Genomic DNA, 19,580 nt, shown 5'->3' with positions numbered 1-19,580 from the left:
TTGTAAAGTGCAGCGAAGACATTAATAAGGCCCATCAATGAAAACGCCCCTGATTACCCGTGAAGGTTACGACAAACTGAAGCAGGAACTCGATTTTCTCTGGCGTCAGGAGCGCCCGGAAGTGACAAAAAAGGTCACCTGGGCGGCAAGCCTTGGCGATCGCAGTGAAAACGCTGATTATCAATACAACAAAAAGCGCCTGCGCGAAATCGATCGTCGCGTGCGCTACCTGACTAAATGCCTCGAAAATTTAAAAATCGTCGACTATTCGCCGCAGCAGGAGGGAAAGGTCTTTTTTGGTGCCTGGGTAGAGATTGAAAACGACGATGGCGACACCCTGCGTTTTCGCATTGTCGGCTACGACGAAATTTTCGGCCGCAAAGATTACATCTCCATCGATTCACCGATGGCTCGTGCGCTGCTGAAAAAAGAGGTCGGCGATGTGGCGGTGGTGCAGACGCCGGGCGGCGAAGCGACCTGGTACGTCAACGAGATTGTCTACGTAAAATAAGTGCCCGGATGAGTCTGAGAGCGCCCGCTGACGGCTGGCATTTTGCTGTGTCAGTCCGTATAACTGTCCCCTGATTTTTTGTTCAGAAGATGATGAAAGACATGATGAATGATTCGCTCTGCCGCATTATTGCGGGTGAACTTAAGGCACGAAACGAGCAGGTGGAATCCGCCGTTCGCCTGCTTGATGAAGGCAACACGGTCCCGTTTATTGCGCGTTACCGAAAAGAGGTGACTGGCGGTCTGGACGACACACAGCTGCGTCAGCTGGAAACCCGCCTCGGCTACCTGCGCGAGCTGGAAGAGCGTCGCCAGGCGATCCTGAAATCGATTGGCGAGCAGGGCAAATTGAGCGATGAACTGGCGCAGGCGATCAACGGCACCCTGAGCAAAACTGAACTCGAAGATCTCTACCTTCCCTATAAACCGAAACGCCGTACGCGCGGCCAGATCGCCATTGAAGCGGGCCTCGAACCGCTGGCCGATTCGCTATGGAACGATCCGTCGCAGGATCCCGAAGCGCTGGCTGCCACCTTTGTGGACGCCGACAAAGGCGTTGCCGATAGCAAAGCGGCTCTCGACGGCGCGCGTTACATCCTGATGGAGCGCTTCGCGGAAGATGCCGCGCTGCTGGCGAAAGTGCGTAACTACTTGTGGAAAAACGCCCATCTCGTCTCAACGGTTGTGGCCGGGAAAGAGGAGGAGGGCGCCAAGTTCCGCGACTACTTCGCTCATCATGAACCCCTCTCCACTGTTCCGTCACACCGTGCGCTGGCAATGTTCCGTGGGCGTAACGAAGGCATTCTGCAACTTTCGCTGAACGCCGACCCGCAGTTCGATGAGCCACCAAAAGAGAGCCACGGTGAACAGATTATTATCGACCACCTCGGTCTGCGCCTGAATAACGCCCCGGCAGACAGCTGGCGTAAAGGCGTGGTGAGCTGGACCTGGCGCATCAAAGTGCTGATGCATCTGGAAACCGAGCTGATGGGCACGGTGCGCGAGCGTGCAGAAGATGAGGCGATCAACGTCTTCGCCCGCAACCTGCACGATCTGCTGATGGCGGCACCGGCCGGTCTGCGCGCTACCATGGGTCTCGATCCTGGTTTACGTACCGGCGTGAAAGTGGCGGTAGTCGATGCCACCGGCAAACTTGTCGCCACCGATACCATCTACCCACACACCGGGCAGGCGGCAAAAGCGGCGGTAGCCGTGGCGGCGCTGTGCGAGAAGCATAACGTTGAGCTGGTGGCGATTGGGAACGGTACCGCCTCGCGCGAAACCGAACGCTTCTTCCTCGATGTGCAGAAGCAGTTCCCGAAAGTGACGGCGCAAAAGGTGATTGTCAGCGAAGCGGGGGCGTCGGTCTATTCCGCCTCTGAGCTGGCGGCGCTGGAGTTCCCGGATCTTGACGTCTCCCTGCGCGGCGCGGTGTCCATTGCCCGTCGTTTACAGGACCCGCTGGCTGAGCTGGTGAAGATCGACCCGAAATCTATCGGCGTCGGCCAGTATCAGCATGACGTCAGCCAGAGCCAGCTGGCGCGAAAACTTGATGCGGTGGTGGAAGATTGCGTGAACGCCGTCGGCGTTGACCTCAATACCGCCTCAGTGCCGCTGCTGACGCGCGTGGCCGGGTTAACCCGCATGATGGCGCAGAACATTGTCGCCTGGCGCGATGAAAACGGTCAGTTCCAGAACCGCCAGCAGCTGTTAAAAGTGAGCCGCCTCGGGCCGAAAGCCTTTGAGCAGTGCGCGGGCTTTTTGCGTATCAACCACGGCGATAACCCGCTTGATGCCTCTACCGTTCACCCGGAAACCTACCCGGTGGTGGAGCGCATTCTGGCGGCGACGGAGCAGTCTCTGCGCGATCTGATGGGCAACAGCACCGAGCTGCGCAAGCTGAAGGCGTCAGAGTTTACTGATGAGCAGTTCGGCGTGCCGACGGTGACCGACATCATCAAAGAGCTGGAAAAACCGGGCCGCGATCCGCGTCCGGAGTTCAAAACCGCGACCTTTGCTGAAGGCGTTGAAACCCTCAACGATCTTCAGCCGGGCATGGTGCTGGAAGGTGCGGTGACAAACGTCACCAACTTCGGCGCGTTTGTAGACATCGGCGTCCATCAGGATGGTCTGGTGCATATCTCTTCGCTGGCGGATAAGTTCGTCGAAGATCCGCATACGGTAGTGAAAGCGGGCGACATCGTGAAGGTAAAAGTGCTGGAAGTGGATCTACCGCGCAAACGTATCGCCCTGACGATGCGTCTTAATGAGCAGCCGGGCGAAAGCGCGCCGCGACGCGGTGGTAACGGCAGTGAGCGTGATAACGGCAACCGCAACGCTGCCCGTCCGGCAAAAGCGGCGCGCGGCCGCGACACGCAACCTGCCGGCAACAGCGCAATGATGGATGCGCTGGCAGCAGCGATGGGTAAGAAACGCTAATGGAAAAGCCCTCTTCTCCTGAAGAGGGCTTTTTTCTCCCGCCCGTTATTTTCCCGTTGCGCTTAGGGTTTTATTTTTGGCTGAATAAAATAGCCAGTAAATTGAAGCTATTCCGTGCAAAATTAGTGGTTCAGCTAATATTGATGTCTTTTATTATATTTCGATGTGCTATTCAAGCATGCTAATAAATATAAACCACCTCTTATTATTCTGATGATGCGGTCGCTATTTGTTCCTGAAACTTCTTAAGTATCAAATATTGCGCTACATCAAAAATAGCGTAACTTTTTAATTATCCCCGCCGGAAGCGCACGCTTTGGATTGCTGATAGAAACCATTCTCATTATCATCGCACCCAATGATTCACTCCTCCTCTCTTTGATGGCCAACTCTGCCTCTCACAGACGCATGAGTGATATTGATTCGCAGAAAAGATAAGTAGGTTCTATGCAATTCTCTCCTGATAGCGCGTGGAAAATTCTCGGTTTCTCGCCAGAAATAAGCCCGGCATGGCGGCAAAAACTTTTATCCCTCGGCATGTTGCCCGGCTCCTCTTTTAATGTTGTTCGCGTTGCCCCGTTGGGCGATCCGGTGCATATCGAAACGCGCCGCGTTAATTTAGTGTTAAGAAAAAAAGATCTCGCCTTTCTCAAATTAGAAGTGGTTTCACGTTAATCGCAACGTTTTCGCGGGGTGCGAAATAAAATGAAAAAAATGACCATTGGCTTAATTGGCAACCCCAATTCAGGCAAGACAACGTTATTCAATCAGTTAACCGGTGCGCGCCAACGGGTCGGGAACTGGGCCGGGGTCACCGTTGAACGCAAAGAGGGGCTCTTTACCACTACCGACCACCAGGTCACGCTGGTTGATCTGCCCGGCACTTACTCGCTAACCACCATCTCCGCGCAGACCTCTCTCGATGAGCAGATTGCCTGCCACTACATTCTGAATGGCGATGCCGATCTGCTGATAAACGTGGTGGATGCCTCTAACCTTGAGCGCAACCTCTACCTGACGTTACAGCTGCTGGAGCTTGGCGTGCCGTGCATTATCGCCCTCAACATGCTCGATATCGCCGAAAAGCAGAAACTGCGCATTGATATCGATGCGCTGGCCAGCCGCCTTGGCTGCCCGGTGATCCCGCTGGTCTCCACGCGTGGACGCGGGATCGAGGCGCTGAAACTCGCCATCGATCGCCACCGTGCCAATGACAATGTCGAGCTGGTGCACTACGCGCTGCCGCTGGCACGCGAGGCGGATACGTTAGCCGGACTGATGGGCGACGCGCTTCCCTGGCAGCAGCGCCGCTGGATGGGGTTGCAGATGCTGGAAGGGGATATCTATAGCCGCGCCAATGCCGATATTTCCGACAGCCAGCTTAATGCCGCGCTTTCGCGTTTGCAGGCGGAGATGGACGATCCGGCGCTACATATCGCCGATGCGCGTTACCAGGCCATCGCCGCGATTTGCGATACCGTCAGCAATACGCTGACCGCCGAGCCAAGCCGTTTCACCGCCGCTGTTGACCGCATCATTCTCAACCGCTTTCTCGGCTTGCCGATCTTCCTGTTTGTCATGTACCTGATGTTCCTCTTCGCCATCAATATTGGCGGGGCGTTCTCACCCATTTTTGATGCCGGGTCCGTGGCGATCTTTATCCACGGCATTCAGTGGCTCGGCTATACGCTGCACTTCCCGGAGTGGCTGACAGTCTTTCTCGCGCAGGGGCTGGGCGGTGGCGTCAACACCGTGCTGCCGCTGGTGCCACAACTGGGGATGATGTACCTGTTTATGTCCTTTCTTGAGGACTCCGGTTATATGGCGCGTGCCGCGTTTGTGATGGACCGCCTGATGCAGTCGCTCGGTCTGCCAGGCAAATCCTTTGTGCCGCTGATTGTCGGTTTCGGCTGCAATGTGCCATCGGTGATGGGCGCACGTACGCTCGATGCGCCGCGCGAGCGGCTGATTACCATCATGATGGCGCCGTTTATGTCCTGTGGCGCGCGGCTGGCAATCTTTGCCGTCTTTGCCGCTGCCTTCTTCGGTCAGCAGGGGGCGGTGGCGGTCTTCTCGCTCTATCTGCTGGGCGTGGTGATGGCGATCCTCACCGGGCTGATGCTGAAGTACACGCTGCTGCGCGGTGAAGCGTCGCCGTTTGTGATGGAGCTGCCGGTCTACCATGTTCCGCATCTGAAAAGCCTGTTGCTGCAAACCTGGCAGCGGCTGAAGGGCTTTGTGATTCGTGCCGGGAAAGTGATTATCATCGTCAGCATTTTCCTCAGCGCGATGAACAGCTTCTCGCTAAATGGGCGCACGGTGCATAACATCGACGACTCGGCGCTGGCCTCCATCAGCCGCCTCTTTACCCCGCTGCTAGAGCCGATTGGCGTGCAGGGCGATCACTGGCAGGCGACGGTTGGGCTGGTCACTGGTGCGATGGCAAAAGAGGTGGTTGTCGGCACGCTCAATACGCTTTACACCGCGGAAAATATTGCGCAGGAGGTATTTGATCCGGCGACGTTCAGCCTGAGTGATGAGCTGATCGCCGCGCTGGAAGAGACCGGCAACTCCATCAAAGAGACTTTCAGCCTGAGCGTGCTCGCTAACCCGATTGAAGCCAGCAAGGGGGACGGCGAGATGGCGACCGGCACCATGGGAGTGATGAGCCAGAAATTCGGCAGTGCGGCTGCGGCCTACAGCTACCTGATTTTTGTCCTGCTCTATGTGCCGTGCATCACGGCAATGGGCGCGATTGCCCGCGAAGCGAGCCGCGGCTGGATGGGCTTCTCGGTGCTCTGGGGGCTGAATATCGCCTACTCGCTCTCCACGCTCTTTTATCAAACCGTCACCTTCCATCAGCATCCGCTCTACAGCCTGACCTGCATTCTGGCGGTGCTGGTGTTTAACGTGCTGGTAATTGGTGTGTTGCGCCGTGCGCGCAGCCGCGTGAACGTCAATCTGCTGGCGACGCGCAGAACGGTGGCCAGCTGCTGCGACAGCCCGGCAAGCGATTGTCATTAAGGAGCGAAGTGATGGCATCGCTTATTGAAGTACGCGATCTGCTGGCGTTGCAGGGGCGGATGGAGGCAAGCCAGCTCAGCCTCGCCCTGCACACGCCTAAAGCGCTGATCGACGCCATGCTGGCGCGGTTGGAGGCGATGGGGCGCGCAGTGCGTGTAAAAGAGGAGGCGAGTGGTTGCCTGAGCGGCAGTTGCAAAGCGTGTCCGGAAGGCAAAGCTGCCTGCTCACGCGAGTGGTGGGTGCTGCGCTAATCGATTAAAAATCATAAAAAAACCCGCCGTTCGGCGGGTTTTGTCTCTCTTGCGTAACCGGATTACAGTTTCGGCCCGGCGCTGACCAGCGCAGCGCCCGCGGGCGTATCGGTATATTTCTCGAAGTTCTCGATAAAGAGTTTTGCCAGCTGCGTGGCTTTCTCTTGCCACTGTTCCGGCGATGCGTAAGTTCCGCGTGGATCGAGAATACGGCTCTCAACGCCTGGCAGCGAGGTCGGGATCGCCAGGTCAAACATCGGCAGGGTGAAGGTTTCGGCATCGTCCAGCGAACCATTGAGAATGGCGTCAATAATTGCGCGCGTATCTTTGATGGAGATGCGTTTGCCGGTGCCGTTCCAGCCGGTATTGACCAGGTAAGCCTGCGCCCCGGATGCCTGCATGCGTTTTACCAGCACTTCGGCATACTGCGTCGGGTGCAGCGACAGGAACGCTGCGCCAAAGCAGGCGGAGAAGGTCGGCGTTGGCTCGGTGACACCGCGCTCGGTGCCGGCCAGTTTAGCAGTAAAGCCTGAGAGGAAGTGATACTGCGTCTGGCTGGCGGTCAGGCGCGATACCGGCGGCAGTACGCCGAATGCATCCGCCGTCAGGAAGATCACTTTGGTGGCGTGACCCGCTTTCGAGACCGGCTTAACAATATTCTGGATATGGTAAATCGGGTAGGAGACACGGGTGTTCTCGGTTTTCGACGCATCGTCAAAGTCGATGCTACCATCGGCGCGTACGCTGACGTTTTCCAGCAGCGCATCGCGGCGAATGGCATGGAAAATATCTGGCTCTGCCTCTTCAGAGAGACGAATGGTTTTCGCGTAGCAACCGCCCTCAAAGTTGAAGACACCATCATCGTCCCAGCCGTGCTCATCATCGCCAATCAGGCGGCGTTTCGGATCGGTTGAGAGGGTAGTTTTGCCGGTGCCGGAGAGGCCAAAAAAGACGGCAACATCGCCTTTTTCACCGACGTTCGCCGAGCAGTGCATTGAGGCAATGCCCTGCAGCGGCAGCAGGTAGTTCATGATCGAGAACATCCCTTTCTTCATCTCACCGCCGTACCACGTTCCGCCAATCAGCTGGATGCGTTCGGTCAGGTTGAAGGCAACAAAGTTCTCTGAGTTGAGGCCCTGCTCTTTCCACTGTGGGTTGGTGCACTTCGCGCCGTTCATCACGATAAAGTCCGGCGTGAACTCTGCCAGCTCTTCGTCGCTCGGGCGAATAAACATGTTTTTGACGAAGTGCGCCTGCCAGGCCACTTCCGTAATAAAGCGCACGGCGAGGCGGGTATCCGGGTTGGCGCCGCAGAAGGCGTCGACAATAAAGAGACGCTTACCAGAGAGCTGTTCGGTGACGAGGCCTTTCAGGTGCTGCCACACTTCCGGCGAGAGCGGCTTGTTATCGTTCTTGCCTTTGCCTTTATCAGACCACCAAACGGTGTCGCGGGTAGTGTCATCACGAACAATGTATTTATCCTTCGGCGAGCGACCGGTAAAAATGCCGGTATCGACGGCGACTGCGCCGTATGTGGTTAATACGCCGCGCTCATACCCTTCCAGGTCCGGACGAAGTTCCTCTTGATACAGCGTTTCGTAATCGGGGTTGTAAACGACATCCTGAACATCGTTAATTCCATAAGCCTTGAGATCTTGCGGGGTTAAACTCTTAACACGCATGTCACTGCTCCTTAGCCAAATGTACTGCCTGAAAGTGTAGGGGTGATTCTTTGTCGCAACCGGGACGAGGTTCATAGATTTACCTTGCTCAAAACCCAGCCTGACGGAAAACGCTGTGATTGAGGTCACTTAACGGCACGGATTATGCCAAAATTTATTACATTCATCGGGGAAATGTTCTTAAAACGGCGCGGGACGGCATTTTTAACCTTTGCTTTGTGACTGTAATCGCTTTCATGAAAGAGAATTACGTAACACTTACAGGCAGGCTTTTAACGGAAACGTGATTGGCGGGATAAAACGCCGCCCGGAAGGCGGCGATTGATAATTGATATCAATGAACCTGCGGGTCGGCAGGGGAGGCGTTATTGCGGATCTCCGCAATATCCATCGCATTGAAGAGGTAGTGGTTGCCGCAATAATCGCAGTGCATATCGATTTCGCCCTCTTCCGCAAGGATGCTGTCCACTTCTTCATCCGGTAGGGTTTTCAGCGCGCCAGCGCAACGCTCGCGCGAGCAGGTGCACTTGAACTCAACGTCCTGCGGATCGTAAAGGGTGACCTCTTCTTCATGATAGAGACGCCACAGCACTTCGTTTGCCGGCAGGGTAAAGAGCTCTTCCGCTTTGACGGTTTCCGTCAGTACGGCCAGGTGTTCAAAGTCTTCTGCCTGAGTATCCTGTGCGGGCAGCACCTGCAGCAGCATACCGCCTGCCGCCGGTTGGCCCTCGACATCGCCGGTGCGGATGAACAAGCGCGTCGGCAGTTGTTCGGAGCGCTGGAAGTAATCTTCCAGGCACTCGGCCAGGGTTTCGCCTTCGAGGCCAACCACGCCCTGATAGCGCTCGCCCTCTTCAGGCGTAATGGTAATCACCAGATAACCGTTACCCACCAGCGTTTTCAGGCTTGCATCATCCGCAATCTCGCCCTGTACGCGTGCGACGCCGCGCATCTGCTGACGGTTGTTGCCGTTGATCACCGCGAGGCTCATCGGGCCATCGCCCTGCACCTGCACGGTAATGTCACCGGCGAACTTCAGCGTCGCGGTCAGCAGGCTGGTGGCGACCAGCAACTCGCCGAGCAGGTTCTTCACCGGCAGGGGATAGTTGTGGTTTTCCAGCACCTCTTTCCAGGTGTTGGAGACGGTTACCAGCTCGCCGCGCACGGCATAGTTTTCAAAAAGGTAGCGGTGTAATTGGTCTTGATTGGCCATGTTATTCTCTCTTGCGGGTGCGCGTTACTCGCTGCCACCGGATTTAAATTTCATCAGATCGCGGCGCTCCTTCTTATCCGGGCGGCGATCGGGGTGCGGCATGGTCAGCGCATTGAGCTTGCGGGCCTGCGCCATTTTTTCGCGTTTCTCAATGCTCTCGGCCGTCTCTTCATACAGTTCAACGGCTTCACTTGCCGGACGGCGCTGATCGGTAATCCCTTTGACGATCACGGTTCGTTCATCATTGCCCTGACGTAAGGTCAGAGTGGCATTCAGCTCGACGATTTTACTCGGCTTGCTGCGCTGCCCGTTATAGTGCACCTTCCCGCCGTCGATCATTTCGCGGGCGAAGGCGCGGGTTTTATAAAAACGCGCTGCCCAGAGCCATTTATCCAGGCGGACCTCTTGCGCAGGCTGCTGTTTCATTACATCTCCTTTAAAAGCGAGGGGAGTAAGCGGCGGTAGTCGTTCATGGCCGGATGGCGCAAGTAGCGCTTATCCGCCAACCCGGAGTCTGGATTGGCGACGCCGAGACAGTAGCGAATACCAAATGTCGCGGCGGCATCGAGAATCGGCTCGCTGTCATCAATGAACAGCGTCCGCGCGGGATCAAGGCCGGTATGGCTGGCGACAGCTTGCCACAAGCGCTGATCCTCTTTCGGATAACCAAATGTATGGGTGGAAAGTAATAAATCAAGGTGCGCCGCCAGACCCGTATGTTCAAGCTTTACCGCCAGGTTATGCGGATGCGCGTTGGTCAGCAAAATGCGGCGCTTACCGCTTTTTTTCAACGCATCAAGAAACGGAACCGTATCTTCACGCAGTACGGCACGCGCCCCTTGCTGAGTGGTCATAGCGCAAATATCCAGCCCAAGCCGTTCGCTCCAGTAGTCCAGACAGTACCAGTTTAGCGTATGCTGCACGTCGTGATAGGCCTGGCTAATGGCACTTTGCGCCTCTTGTGGTGTTAAACCCACCTTCTCGCCATAGGTTTGCGGCACCAGCTGCTGCCAAAAAAAGTTATCAAAAGCGAGATCAAGAAGCGTACCGTCCATGTCCAGCAGAACGGTATCAACGTTCTGCCAGGCAATATCAATGTGCATGAAAAGGGCTCCAGCCAAAGGAAAATCTGCGCGAGAGGTTAACACAGCTCGCGCGGCAGATCGTTATCAGCCGAGGCTATCTTCGCCAGGGATCAGGCGGGGATTGAGGCAGCTCTCGTAGTACTGCTGAATCTCTTCGATACGCGTGCGGTTACGTTGATAGCGGCGCAGTGCCAGCACACCGTTGTAGATGCTGGATAAGAGCATTGCTGTCAGCAGCAGGGTCGTGGCGGCATAGCGCCATAAACCAGCGGCATCCGGCATGCGGTGTAGGCTGATATGTTTGGTGCCGTTGGCATCGGTCACCAGGCTGGTGATGATCCCTTCAGCGTGGAACGGAGTCTGCATCAGCATCTGTGCCAGACGCTGGAATTCGGCCCACTGCTCCTGCGCCGGATAATCGTAGAGCGCCATCGGTGGCCAGGGTTGATCGACCAGCTCATTACCCTCTTCACTGACAATCAGGAATCCGCCCGGCGCTGGGCTGTTTAGCGCCTGCGCCGCGCGCGTGGTTTCACGCATGATAAACGGCGCGGTGGAGGTGGTGACCAGGTTATCGAGGGACTCTGCGCTCACCGGGCGCAGCAGCACATTTACCCCGGTAAGCTTGCCTTCGCTGGCGCGCTTGGTCAGCGTTTCCCAATCCTTGCTGTTACCGAGGTTCACCAGCGCATTTTTCAGGCGCAGACACTCATCTTCAGCAGCACAAAGCTCCTGCGTTTTCAGCACGATATCAGCGAAATCATCCAGCAGGACCATGCCGGATTTTTGAATGGCGGAGCGTAACACCGGGCTGACGCGGGAATCCTCTTCCGTTGTTGGATGCAGCTGCTGGCTGACCGCCTGCGCCAGCGCAGTGGCTTTGGTCACAATATCCGATTCGGGCAACGGCAGGGGCGGCGCGTTGTTCCAGATAATCTGCGAACAGTCGAACGGCGTAAACGGTGATGTCTGACGTGATGCCCAGTTGTTTTGTGTATGGATATTACACATCCCGGTGCCGCTGATGCGCAGCGTATCGCCGATGCGCAGACCGGCTGCTTCGAGTTGATTGACGCTGCTGGCTTCAACGGTCTGTGCGCCTTTAATCCACGAAACGGTGAACTTAATCGGCATATCCAGCGGCACCCAGATCAGCAGCATCGCCAGCACCACCAGCGAGCCGAGCGAGATCACCGCACTGCGCACCCAGTGCTGAAGCGGAAAATTTTTCACCTCATCGTGCAGCGACAAAAAGCGCCCCTGGCGCACGACGTGACGATCGAGATAGATATCAATATCGGTTTGCTGGCCCAAATCGCGGGTAATAAAGGGCTGCCAGTGCTTTGGATAAATCAGGTCGATAATACCGAGCGAGATATTGTTCATCTGCTCCTGATTATTTTCACCGAACAGCCCCCAGCGCTTTGGCGTCCCGCGCAGGCAGTGAATTTCGCGTAGCGTGTTTTTCGCCGGTGGGGCATAAAGCCCCCACAGCCCGGCCGCCAGCAGCAGCACACCGCCGCCGGCCATCCACGGCACAAAGACTTCCGGCGAGGCCAGACAGAAGAAGAACATCAGGAAGGAGGCACAGATTAGCAGCGCTTCACGCATGCCGTCCGGACGATTAAGGGTATGTTCATAGGGGGTTTCGCGGCGAATATTGAGCAGTTCAATCTGCTCACTCTCTTCACCGCGGATCGCCGAATGGGTTGAGCTAATATGCTGCAGTTCACTGCCGCGCTCTTCATACATACATTCGCTGAGCGTGTGTCCATTAAGAGCAATCACCAGCGGCATGGAGTCGGTGCGAATCAGCTCAACATTATTCTCATCATTAATGTATTGCTCCCACGATGGCGGGAGGTGGACCTCAACGGAGTCCAGATAGTAGCGCCATTTATTTGGCGCGTCGGTGGTGATGCCATAGCGCGTGATGGGATGGGCGACGAACAGCACCGTATTGCTGTGCGCATTAAGTTTAATAGAGACCGGAGCAGCAGTGGCACCAGTTGGGCCCGGGGTATTTTGGGTACGGGAGAGCGTTTCCAGATAGCGTTCAACGGCGTCGCGCTCCTCTGGTGTCAATTTGCGTGCCGTCGCGCCGGAAAATGCCGGTAAATAAGGTAATCGGTATCGACGTTGCGACCTGTACCTGTAAATCCACCCGGCGAGGAATGCGCAGGCCAGCATAGCAGCTAAAAAAATCAAAATGGTGCTCATGCTTTCCCCATCATACTTTTTCAAACAGGTGTAGTCAGTTGCACCCTTCCCGTAAATATCTAATGTGGTTGGCCGCGATAAGCAAGAAATTAACTTGAGTATTTTTAAGCGCATACCATCGCCTGGAAGAATAGCAAAAGCGCCTTCATGGGAATATCAGCAAATTCTTAGTTTTATTTCAAGCTATTGACTTTTTAGTGAAAATGCGAATTGATTTCAGATAGGTTGCATGAATGTAAATAAGCGGCAAAGGAGATTGCCCAGGGCGTGCGTAGTGTCGCACAATATAGAAAGTTTCTCTGCAAAGACCGATAATAATGAGCGAATCATTGCAAAAACCCACCATTCTCAACATCGAAACCGTGGCTTCGTCACGCCTTTTTAACGTCGAAAGCGTGGATCTGGAATTTAGCAACGGTGTGCGTCGGGTCTATGAGCGCATGCGTCCCTCTAATCGTGAAGCGGTGATGATTGTGCCTATCATCGACGATCACCTGATTCTGATCCGTGAATATGCGGTGGGAACCGAATCCTACGAGCTGGGGTTCTCCAAAGGTCTTATCGACGAGGGTGAGAGTATATATGAAGCAGCCAACCGGGAGCTAAAGGAAGAGGTTGGATTTGGTGCGAATGAACTCACTTTTCTGAAAAAACTGAGCATGGCCCCCTCCTACTTCTCCAGCAAGATGAATATCCTCGTGGCGGAAAATCTCTATCCCGAATCCTTGCCGGGCGATGAGCCTGAGCCGCTGCCGCAGGTGCGCTGGCCTTTAAAGCATTTGATGGATCTGCTTGAGGATCCCGACTTCCACGAAGCCCGCAATGTCAGCGCGCTCTTCTTAGTGCGTGAGTGGCTCAAAGGGCAGGGGCGGCTTTAATCGGAATAGTAAATTAAAGAAAAGGGCGCGAAAGCGCCCTTTTTATATCGCTATTGAGCTGTTGCGTTAAAACAGCTCGTGCGTCTCACCATTGTCGATAAGCGTAGTGCCCGCTTCATGAACCGCCTGCTGCGTCGGCTGCGTTCCTTCGATAAAGTACTCCTGACGACTGCTACCACCGTTGGCTAACTGTCCGGTGCTGCGGTCAATATTGACCGTTACCACGCCCGGAGGCGGCGTGAGCGGATCTTCCGGGACGCCCTCCAGCACCGCTTTCATATAGGCATCCCATGCTGGCTGCGCACTCTTTGCGCCGCCTTCATAACCGGAGATCTGATCCTTAATCGCGCCAGACGCGCTGGTGCGGCCAAGGTTGCGGCGATGATCGTCAAAGCCAATCCACACCGATGTCACCACGCCCGGACCGTAACCTGAGAACCAGGCATCTTTCGAGCTGTTGGTGGTGCCGGTTTTGCCGCCGATATCATTGCGCTTCAGATCGCGACCCGCGCGCCAGCCGGTACCTTGCCAGCCTGGTTCACCAAAGACGTTACTGTTCAAAGCACTCTTAATCAGGAAGGAGAGCGGCGTACTAATAACATGTGGCGCATACTCCTCCGCACCGGTGCGTTCAACCAGCGCCTGGTTTGCCTGCTCCAACTGCGGCATCGGGACAGCAGGGTTTTGTTGCTCCTGCGAGGTCGCGACATTTTCCATGTCCTTATTTTCCAGCACGTTTGACTTCGGCGTTTCACCGTAAATCACCGGAATATCGCAACTGGCACAGGCGACTTTCGGACGCGCTTCAAACAGCTTATCGCCCTGAACATTCTCGATTTTGCTGATGAAGTAGGGATCAACCAGGAAGCCGCCGTTGGCCATGACTGCATAACCACGCGCCACCTGCAGCGGAGTGAAAGATGCTGAGCCGAGCGCTAAGGATTCGGTGTGAACAATGTTTTGCGCCGGGAAACCGAAGCGCTGGAGATACTCCGCCGCGTAATCAACGCCCATCGCACGCATCGCACGCACCATCACGACGTTCTTCGACTGCCCCAGACCCTGTCGCAGACGGATCGGCCCGGCGTACTCGTCCGGCGAGTTTTTCGGTCGCCAGTCGGAGCCTGCACCCGCATCCCAGCGTGAAATCGGCGCATCGTTAAGGATGCTCGCCAGCGTCAAGCCTTTATCCATCGCGGCGGTATAGAGGAACGGTTTGATGTTCGAGCCAACCTGGCGCAGCGCTTGCGTGGCCCGGTTGAACTTGCTCTGGTTGAAATCAAAACCGCCAACCAGCGCCATCACTGCGCCGTTATGCGGGTTGATCGACACCAGTGCGGAGTTGACGTCCGGCACTTGTCCCAGCCACCAGCTGTCGCCAACCTTGCGAACCCAAATCTGCTGGCCCACCTGCACTGCGTCGGTCACTTTGCGCGGCGTTGGGCCCTGCTGCGTATCCGAGCGGTAAGGGCGCGCCCAGCGCACACCTTCCATCTTCAACGAGACTGTCGAGCCGTCCGCCAGCATGGCTGTGGCTTCCTGCGGATCGGCGCTGGTGACAACGGCAGGAGCCAGCGGCCCGTAAGACGGCAGCGCTTTCAGAGAGTCAGTGATTTTTTTACTCTCCCACGCCGCTTCGCCCACTTTCCACAGCACGTTAGACGGCCCGCGATAGCCGTGACGCATGTCGTAATCCATCACGTTATTGCGCACCGCATCCTGCGCGGCCTGCTGCACTTTGCGCGTGACGGTGGTGTAAACGCGGTAACCATCTTCGTAGGCTTTATCACCGTAGCGGCTCACCATCTCCTGGCGCACCATCTCGGAAAGATAGGGGGCAGAGAAGGCAATCTCCGGCGCATGGTAATTGGCGTCAATAGCTTCGCTACGGGCTTCGTCAGCCTGCTGCTCGCTGATATACCCTTCGCTCTGCATACGCGCCAGCACCACATTGCGTCGCGCCGTGGCACGGTCGAGAGAGTAGAGCGGGTTAAAGGTAGATGGTGCCTTCGGCAGCCCGGCAATCACTGCGATCTCGCTTAAAGTGAGCTGGTCGACGCTTTTACCGAAGTAGACCTGCGCCGCCGCACCTACGCCATAAGCGCGGTAACCGAGGTAAATTTTATTGAGGTAGAGCTCAAGTATTTCGTCTTTACTCAGCAGCTGCTCAATGCGGATCGCCAGGAACACCTCTTTGATTTTACGCATCATTGTGCGTTCCGGGCTTAAGAAGAAGTTACGCGCCAACTGCTGCGTAATGGTACTTGCACCCTGCGAGGCATGGCCGGAAAAGAGCGCCACGCTGGCCGCACGGAAGATGCCGACCGGATCGACGCCGTGATGCTCATAAAAGCGGCTATCTTCCGTGGCGATAAAGGCTTTCACCATGACCGGCGGAATGTGATCCAGCGTCAACGGGATACGGCGCTTTTCACCGTACTGCGCGATCAGCTCGCCGTCGGCGCTATAGACCTGCATTGGAATCTGCAGCCGGACATCCTTCAGTGTGGCGACGTCAGGTAGCTGCGGCTCAATATATTTGTACAGACCGTAAATCGAGCCTGCTCCCAACAGAATGCAAAAGACTGCAAGGATGAATAAATACTTTACGAACTTCACTGGAGATTTCCCATTCAGAGTCACTTGGGCAGTTTATAAACAACCGCGCGGTAGTATAAAGGCAAGCCTTGAGCATTGATATAGCCTCCACCAGCGAGACGATAAGGAGATCGTAATTTATGACATTCAGGCACTGGCAAATTGGCTTGCATATTCAACAGGATGGCGTCTTTATCGTGGCGCTTTCCGCCGGGCGTTACGGGCGGGTGCTGCGCCGCTGGTGGCATCTTCCGCTCCCTGACGGCACGGTGATTCAGGGGCGGATTAAAGCGCCGGAACAACTGCTTGATGCGCTACGCCCCTGGCGTCGTGCCTTGCCGCAGCGCCACTGCGCACGTATCGCCTTTCCTGCCGGGCAGACACTGCAGCGAAAGTTGCCGCGCCCGGCGGTGACGCTGCGTGAACCCGCGCTGACCGGCTGGGTTTCACAGGCGATGGCGCGCGAACTGGAGATGGCGCAAAGCGATCTCTGCTTCGACTTTACCGAGGATGAGCCCGCCAGAAGCTACGGAGTGACTGCCGCTCAGAACCGGGATATCGCCGCGCTGCTGGAGATCGCGCAGCAGCTTTCACTCCACCTCTCCTCCATCACACCCGATGCCTGCGCCCTCCAGCCCCTGCTGCCTTTACTGGCGGCACCGGCGCGCTGTCTTGTCTGGTGCGATGAGCGACAGTGGCTTTGGGCGACAAAAGAGAGCTGGGGACGGCGGGCGCGCGAAGAGGCGGAAAATGTCACGCGGCTTGCCGCTCTCCTCGCACTACCTGCGGATGAAATCATCCAGTGTGGTGAAGGCGCGGGTGAGTTTGACTGCTGGGGCGCGGTGCCGTCGCGCCACCCGCCGCTACCGGGCGCGAGCCAGCGCTATGCCGTTGCGCTAGGTCTGGCGATCGCCAGGGGGTACTGATGCGTCCTTTGGTCAATTTTATGCCGTGGCGAGAGCTTCAGCGGCGGCGCTGTTTGCGCTTCTGGGTGGTAATAGCCGCGGCGAGCCTGGTAAGCCTGGCGGTGGGGGGCACATTGTGGCACGCGCAGCACGCGCAGGCCGGGCGTAGCGGTTCACTCTGGCTGGCGGCAGATCGGGCCCTGCTGGCAATGCTGCATGCGCAAGAAGAACCGCATCGTTTGCGGCTACAGCAGTGGCGGCTGGCGCAGGAGAAAGCGCGTCGGCGGCAGGTCACAACTGCCTGGCGGCAGACGTTGCTCACGCTTGCAGCCGCGCTGCCGGAAAACGCCTGGCTGACACAACTGCAATGGCGGCAGAATCAGCTTGAGATTAACGGGCTGGCGCGCGCCGTTAGCGCCCTCAAAGAGCTCGAGGCGCGACTGCAAAAGCTGGCGGGGTTTCACCTTCAGCCGATGGGGAGCACCTCGCGTGATGGGCAGGGGCTCTGGCAGTTTACCTATCAGCTGAGCCGGGAGCAGAGCGATGGCGATAAATCCTGAAGTCTGGCTTGCCCTTTCGCCTCGCATGCGGGCGGTCTGCTGGCTGGTCACAATGTGTATCGGCTTATTGCTTATCGGATGGTTCGCCATCCGACCGCTGAATCATGCGCAACGCCTTACGCTCCACCAGCTGAGTGTGCTCCAGCCGGAACGACAGGCGCAGTGGCGAAAGCTTCGCGCGCTGGCACCGCCGGAAGAACAGGTTGCACTCTCAGAAGCATACCGCTTTAGCCCACTCGACTTTCACGGCCAGGCGCGGCAGCTCTTGCGCTGGCAGCCGATGCAGGGCGGTGGGGAACTGGTGCTGGAAAGCCGCTGGCCGCAGGCTGTTGAGACCTTTTTACTGCTGGCGGAGCGCGGCATGCGGATCCCGGCATTTTCCCTCTCCGTCAGCGAAAATGGGCTGCGCTTTACACTACAACTGGAGCATGCCGATGATCCCTAAACGCCTGCTTTTAACCCTCGGGATCGTCAGTGTGCTGTGCGGGATGCGCGATCCTTTTCAGCCCGCGCCGGATCGCTGCCAGCTTATGCAGCTCCGCGCCTGGCAACTGCACGGCGTTATCGAAGGCGGGCAACGGCTGGCCATCATCCGCGATGCAGCCGGGCACTGGCATCGGGTACGCGTGGGGGACACGCTTTCCACGGGATGGCGCGTCACCGCCATCGAAGCGCACGAAACAGAGATAGCGACAGGGAAGATGTGCGCCCCCTCAACATGGCGCTGGAAACGAAAAGGAACTCAGGATGCGAAAATGGATAGTGAGCGTCATGCTCTTTAGTGTGCCGCTGGCCTGCGTCAGGGCAACGGCCCTGGTGACAATGAGCGTTGACGAGGTGCCGGTGGCGCAGGTGCTGCAGGCGCTGGCAACGCTGGAAAAGCAGAACATTGTTATCCCGCCGGAGGTGAGCGGTGTGGTCTCCCTTAATCTGACGGAGGTACCCTGGTTGCAGGCGATGCAGACCGTCACCGCCAGCGCAGGGTTGACCCTGAATCAGCAGGGGGCGATTTGGCTGGTGCATACCGCGTCGTGGCAACAGCAGAAGCAGGCAGAGCAGGAGGCGGCGCAGGCAAGGCGTAAAAAGAGCGCGCCAACGCTGACGCGCGGCTTTGTGCTGCGTCATGCGAGCGCCGCCGAGCTGGCAAAAGCCGCTGAGAAGTTAATTAGTGCCCAGGGAACCATCACCGTCGATGCGCGCCTTAACCGGTTACTGGTGCGCGATAATAAAGAGAGCCTCGCTGCGCTGGAGAAGTGGGTCGCGCAGATGGATATCCCGGTTGAGCAGGTCGAACTGGCTGCCTGGATCGTCACTATTAATGAAAAGAGCCTGCGCGAGCTCGGCGTAAAGTGGGGGCTCGGGCAGGAGCCTGCCGCAACGCGCGGGCAGGTGAGTAACCTGGCGGCAGATCATAGCGTTGCCAGCGCAACAACGCGCATCGGCTTTAATATCGGCAGTATTAATGCGCGGCTGCTTGAGCTGGAGCTCTCTGCGCTTGAGCAAAAGCAGCAGCTGGAGATTATTGCCAGCCCGCGCCTGCTGGCCTCACATCTGCAGCCCGCAAGCATTAAGCAGGGGAGTGAAATTCCATACCAGGTCGCTAACGGTGAGAGCAATACGGCAGTTGAGTTTAAAGAGGCGGTGCTGGGCATGGAGGTGACGCCAACGGTGCTGCCGGACGGGCGGGTTCGCCTGAAGTTGCGCATCAGCCAGAATATGCCCGGCCAGGTGCTGCAACAGGCCGGCGGCGAAGCGCTGGCGATTGATAAGCAGGAGATTGAAACCGTGGTAGAGGTGAAAAGCGGTGAAACGCTGGCACTGGGTGGCATCTTCTCGCAAAAGAAGCGTAACGGCAGAGCTCAGGTTCCGGGTCTTGGGGCTATTCCCGGCTTCGGTCGGCTGTTTCGCCAGGACGCAAAAGAGGGGGAGCGTCGCGAACTGGTGGTCTTTATTACCCCCAGGCTGGCAGCGGTACATTAAATCTGCCGTAACGCCCCTTTTTCGCCGTAACTTGGCCCAGGTGTTTGACGTGGGAGATGATTTAGCTTACAAGGAGTACCGATTTGAGTGTCAGCGGTCTCCGAATAATAAAGGGCGGTAAGAGGGATAACGTGTTTATTCAGTTGCCAAACAAGCCGGAGTACTGAGATAATTTTCGATCTGACTCTCGCACTATCGCATATGAGGTTTCAGTTCATGTCCTGCTACGCCGCAC

At 56.8% G+C, this 19,580-nt stretch carries 17 protein-coding genes; 11 read left to right on the top strand and 6 right to left on the bottom strand.

What is annotated here, in order from left to right; translation table 11 throughout:
• The first annotated feature begins 37 nt into the window (after positions 1-37).
• From greB to feoC, 5 genes are all read left to right on the top strand, one after another.
• Positions 38-511: a transcription elongation factor GreB gene (gene greB / locus HF650_RS22060; RefSeq protein ID WP_023482054.1), complete on the top strand. Its 474-nt coding sequence runs from the start codon at positions 38-40 to the stop codon at positions 509-511.
• A 101-nt stretch (positions 512-612) separates the two neighbouring features.
• On the top strand, positions 613-2,949 hold the full coding sequence (locus tag HF650_RS22055) for a Tex family protein (RefSeq protein WP_187802788.1): 2,337 nt from the start codon (positions 613-615) through the stop codon (positions 2,947-2,949).
• Positions 2,950-3,396: 447 nt separating this feature from the next.
• On the top strand, positions 3,397-3,624 hold the full coding sequence (gene feoA, locus HF650_RS22050) for a ferrous iron transporter A (protein ID WP_023482091.1): 228 nt from the start codon (positions 3,397-3,399) through the stop codon (positions 3,622-3,624).
• 30 nt (positions 3,625-3,654) lie between these two features.
• Positions 3,655-5,973, top strand: a complete 2,319-nt coding sequence (gene feoB / locus HF650_RS22045; RefSeq protein ID WP_187800354.1) for a Fe(2+) transporter permease subunit FeoB — start codon at positions 3,655-3,657, stop codon at positions 5,971-5,973.
• A gap of 11 nt (positions 5,974-5,984) precedes the next feature.
• On the top strand, positions 5,985-6,224 hold the full coding sequence (gene feoC / locus HF650_RS22040; RefSeq protein ID WP_187800353.1) for a [Fe-S]-dependent transcriptional repressor FeoC: 240 nt from the start codon (positions 5,985-5,987) through the stop codon (positions 6,222-6,224).
• Positions 6,225-6,286: 62 nt separating this feature from the next.
• Here feoC and pckA read toward each other — a convergent pair whose 3' ends face one another.
• The 5 genes from pckA to HF650_RS22015 form a co-directional block, all read right to left on the bottom strand.
• On the bottom strand, positions 6,287-7,906 hold the full coding sequence (gene pckA, locus HF650_RS22035) for a phosphoenolpyruvate carboxykinase (ATP) (protein WP_187800352.1): 1,620 nt from the start codon (positions 7,904-7,906) through the stop codon (positions 6,287-6,289).
• 334 nt (positions 7,907-8,240) lie between these two features.
• Positions 8,241-9,119 (bottom strand): Hsp33 family molecular chaperone HslO, encoded by an 879-nt coding sequence (hslO, locus tag HF650_RS22030; RefSeq protein ID WP_054802627.1) that lies wholly within the window; start codon positions 9,117-9,119, stop codon positions 8,241-8,243.
• A gap of 24 nt (positions 9,120-9,143) precedes the next feature.
• Entirely contained in the window at positions 9,144-9,545 is a 402-nt protein-coding gene (hslR, locus tag HF650_RS22025) for a ribosome-associated heat shock protein Hsp15 (protein WP_187800351.1), read from the bottom strand.
• Entirely contained in the window at positions 9,545-10,222 is a 678-nt protein-coding gene (gene yrfG, locus HF650_RS22020; RefSeq protein WP_187800350.1) for a GMP/IMP nucleotidase, read from the bottom strand. Before yrfG ends, hslR begins: the two co-directional genes overlap by 1 nt.
• Before the next feature lie 66 nt (positions 10,223-10,288).
• Positions 10,289-12,424, bottom strand: a complete 2,136-nt coding sequence (locus tag HF650_RS22015; RefSeq protein ID WP_187800349.1) for an intracellular growth attenuator family protein — start codon at positions 12,422-12,424, stop codon at positions 10,289-10,291.
• A gap of 317 nt (positions 12,425-12,741) precedes the next feature.
• Here HF650_RS22015 and nudE point away from each other — a divergent pair, with 317 nt between their 5' ends.
• Positions 12,742-13,302, top strand: a complete 561-nt coding sequence (gene nudE / locus HF650_RS22010) for an ADP compounds hydrolase NudE (protein WP_187800348.1) — start codon at positions 12,742-12,744, stop codon at positions 13,300-13,302.
• 66 nt (positions 13,303-13,368) lie between these two features.
• Here nudE and mrcA read toward each other — a convergent pair whose 3' ends face one another.
• The gene (mrcA, locus tag HF650_RS22005; RefSeq protein ID WP_187800347.1) at positions 13,369-15,921 is read right to left on the bottom strand and encodes a peptidoglycan glycosyltransferase/peptidoglycan DD-transpeptidase MrcA; all 2,553 of its coding nucleotides are present in this window, start codon (positions 15,919-15,921) and stop codon (positions 13,369-13,371) included.
• Positions 15,922-16,040: 119 nt separating this feature from the next.
• Here mrcA and HF650_RS22000 point away from each other — a divergent pair, with 119 nt between their 5' ends.
• The 5 genes from HF650_RS22000 to hofQ are packed head-to-tail and all read left to right on the top strand — an operon-like array spanning position 16,041 to position 19,345.
• Positions 16,041-16,826: a DNA utilization protein HofM gene (locus tag HF650_RS22000; protein ID WP_187800346.1), complete on the top strand. Its 786-nt coding sequence runs from the start codon at positions 16,041-16,043 to the stop codon at positions 16,824-16,826.
• Positions 16,826-17,365 (top strand): PilN domain-containing protein, encoded by a 540-nt coding sequence (locus HF650_RS21995; RefSeq protein ID WP_187800345.1) that lies wholly within the window; start codon positions 16,826-16,828, stop codon positions 17,363-17,365. The genes HF650_RS22000 and HF650_RS21995 overlap by 1 nt, the downstream gene beginning before the upstream one ends.
• Positions 17,349-17,810 (top strand): hypothetical protein, encoded by a 462-nt coding sequence (locus HF650_RS21990; protein WP_223284228.1) that lies wholly within the window; start codon positions 17,349-17,351, stop codon positions 17,808-17,810. The genes HF650_RS21995 and HF650_RS21990 overlap by 17 nt, the downstream gene beginning before the upstream one ends.
• Entirely contained in the window at positions 17,800-18,147 is a 348-nt protein-coding gene (locus HF650_RS21985) for a HofP DNA utilization family protein (protein WP_187800344.1), read from the top strand. Before HF650_RS21990 ends, HF650_RS21985 begins: the two co-directional genes overlap by 11 nt.
• Positions 18,113-19,345 carry a DNA uptake porin HofQ gene (gene hofQ, locus HF650_RS21980; protein WP_187800343.1) on the top strand — a complete coding sequence of 411 codons (1,233 nt, stop codon included), beginning with the start codon at positions 18,113-18,115 and terminating at the stop codon, positions 19,343-19,345. The genes HF650_RS21985 and hofQ overlap by 35 nt, the downstream gene beginning before the upstream one ends.
• Positions 19,346-19,580 lie beyond the last annotated feature (235 nt).

This window comes from Kosakonia sp. SMBL-WEM22, from assembly GCF_014490785.1.
Taxonomy (GTDB): Bacteria; Pseudomonadota; Gammaproteobacteria; order Enterobacterales; family Enterobacteriaceae; genus Kosakonia.
Note: the sequence above shows the minus strand (reverse complement) of the source record. Positions and strands in the feature narration are given on the sequence as shown.

Bases quoted from the DNA above. Each gene is read 5' to 3' on its own strand.
- greB (WP_023482054.1), top strand. From the start codon at position 38: ATGAAAACGCCCCTGATTACCCGTGAAGGTTACGACAAACTGAAGCAG.
- HF650_RS22055 (WP_187802788.1), top strand. From the start codon at position 613: ATGATGAATGATTCGCTCTGCCGCATTATTGCGGGTGAACTTAAGGCA.
- feoA (WP_023482091.1), top strand. From the start codon at position 3,397: ATGCAATTCTCTCCTGATAGCGCGTGGAAAATTCTCGGTTTCTCGCCA.
- feoB (WP_187800354.1), top strand. From the start codon at position 3,655: ATGAAAAAAATGACCATTGGCTTAATTGGCAACCCCAATTCAGGCAAG.
- feoC (WP_187800353.1), top strand. From the start codon at position 5,985: ATGGCATCGCTTATTGAAGTACGCGATCTGCTGGCGTTGCAGGGGCGG.
- pckA (WP_187800352.1), bottom strand. From the start codon at position 7,906: ATGCGTGTTAAGAGTTTAACCCCGCAAGATCTCAAGGCTTATGGAATT.
- hslO (WP_054802627.1), bottom strand. From the start codon at position 9,119: ATGGCCAATCAAGACCAATTACACCGCTACCTTTTTGAAAACTATGCC.
- hslR (WP_187800351.1), bottom strand. From the start codon at position 9,545: ATGAAACAGCAGCCTGCGCAAGAGGTCCGCCTGGATAAATGGCTCTGG.
- yrfG (WP_187800350.1), bottom strand. From the start codon at position 10,222: ATGCACATTGATATTGCCTGGCAGAACGTTGATACCGTTCTGCTGGAC.
- HF650_RS22015 (WP_187800349.1), bottom strand. From the start codon at position 12,424: ATGAGCACCATTTTGATTTTTTTAGCTGCTATGCTGGCCTGCGCATTC.
- nudE (WP_187800348.1), top strand. From the start codon at position 12,742: ATGAGCGAATCATTGCAAAAACCCACCATTCTCAACATCGAAACCGTG.
- HF650_RS22000 (WP_187800346.1), top strand. From the start codon at position 16,041: ATGACATTCAGGCACTGGCAAATTGGCTTGCATATTCAACAGGATGGC.
- HF650_RS21995 (WP_187800345.1), top strand. From the start codon at position 16,826: ATGCGTCCTTTGGTCAATTTTATGCCGTGGCGAGAGCTTCAGCGGCGG.
- HF650_RS21990 (WP_223284228.1), top strand. From the start codon at position 17,349: ATGGCGATAAATCCTGAAGTCTGGCTTGCCCTTTCGCCTCGCATGCGG.
- HF650_RS21985 (WP_187800344.1), top strand. From the start codon at position 17,800: ATGATCCCTAAACGCCTGCTTTTAACCCTCGGGATCGTCAGTGTGCTG.
- hofQ (WP_187800343.1), top strand. From the start codon at position 18,113: ATGCGAAAATGGATAGTGAGCGTCATGCTCTTTAGTGTGCCGCTGGCC.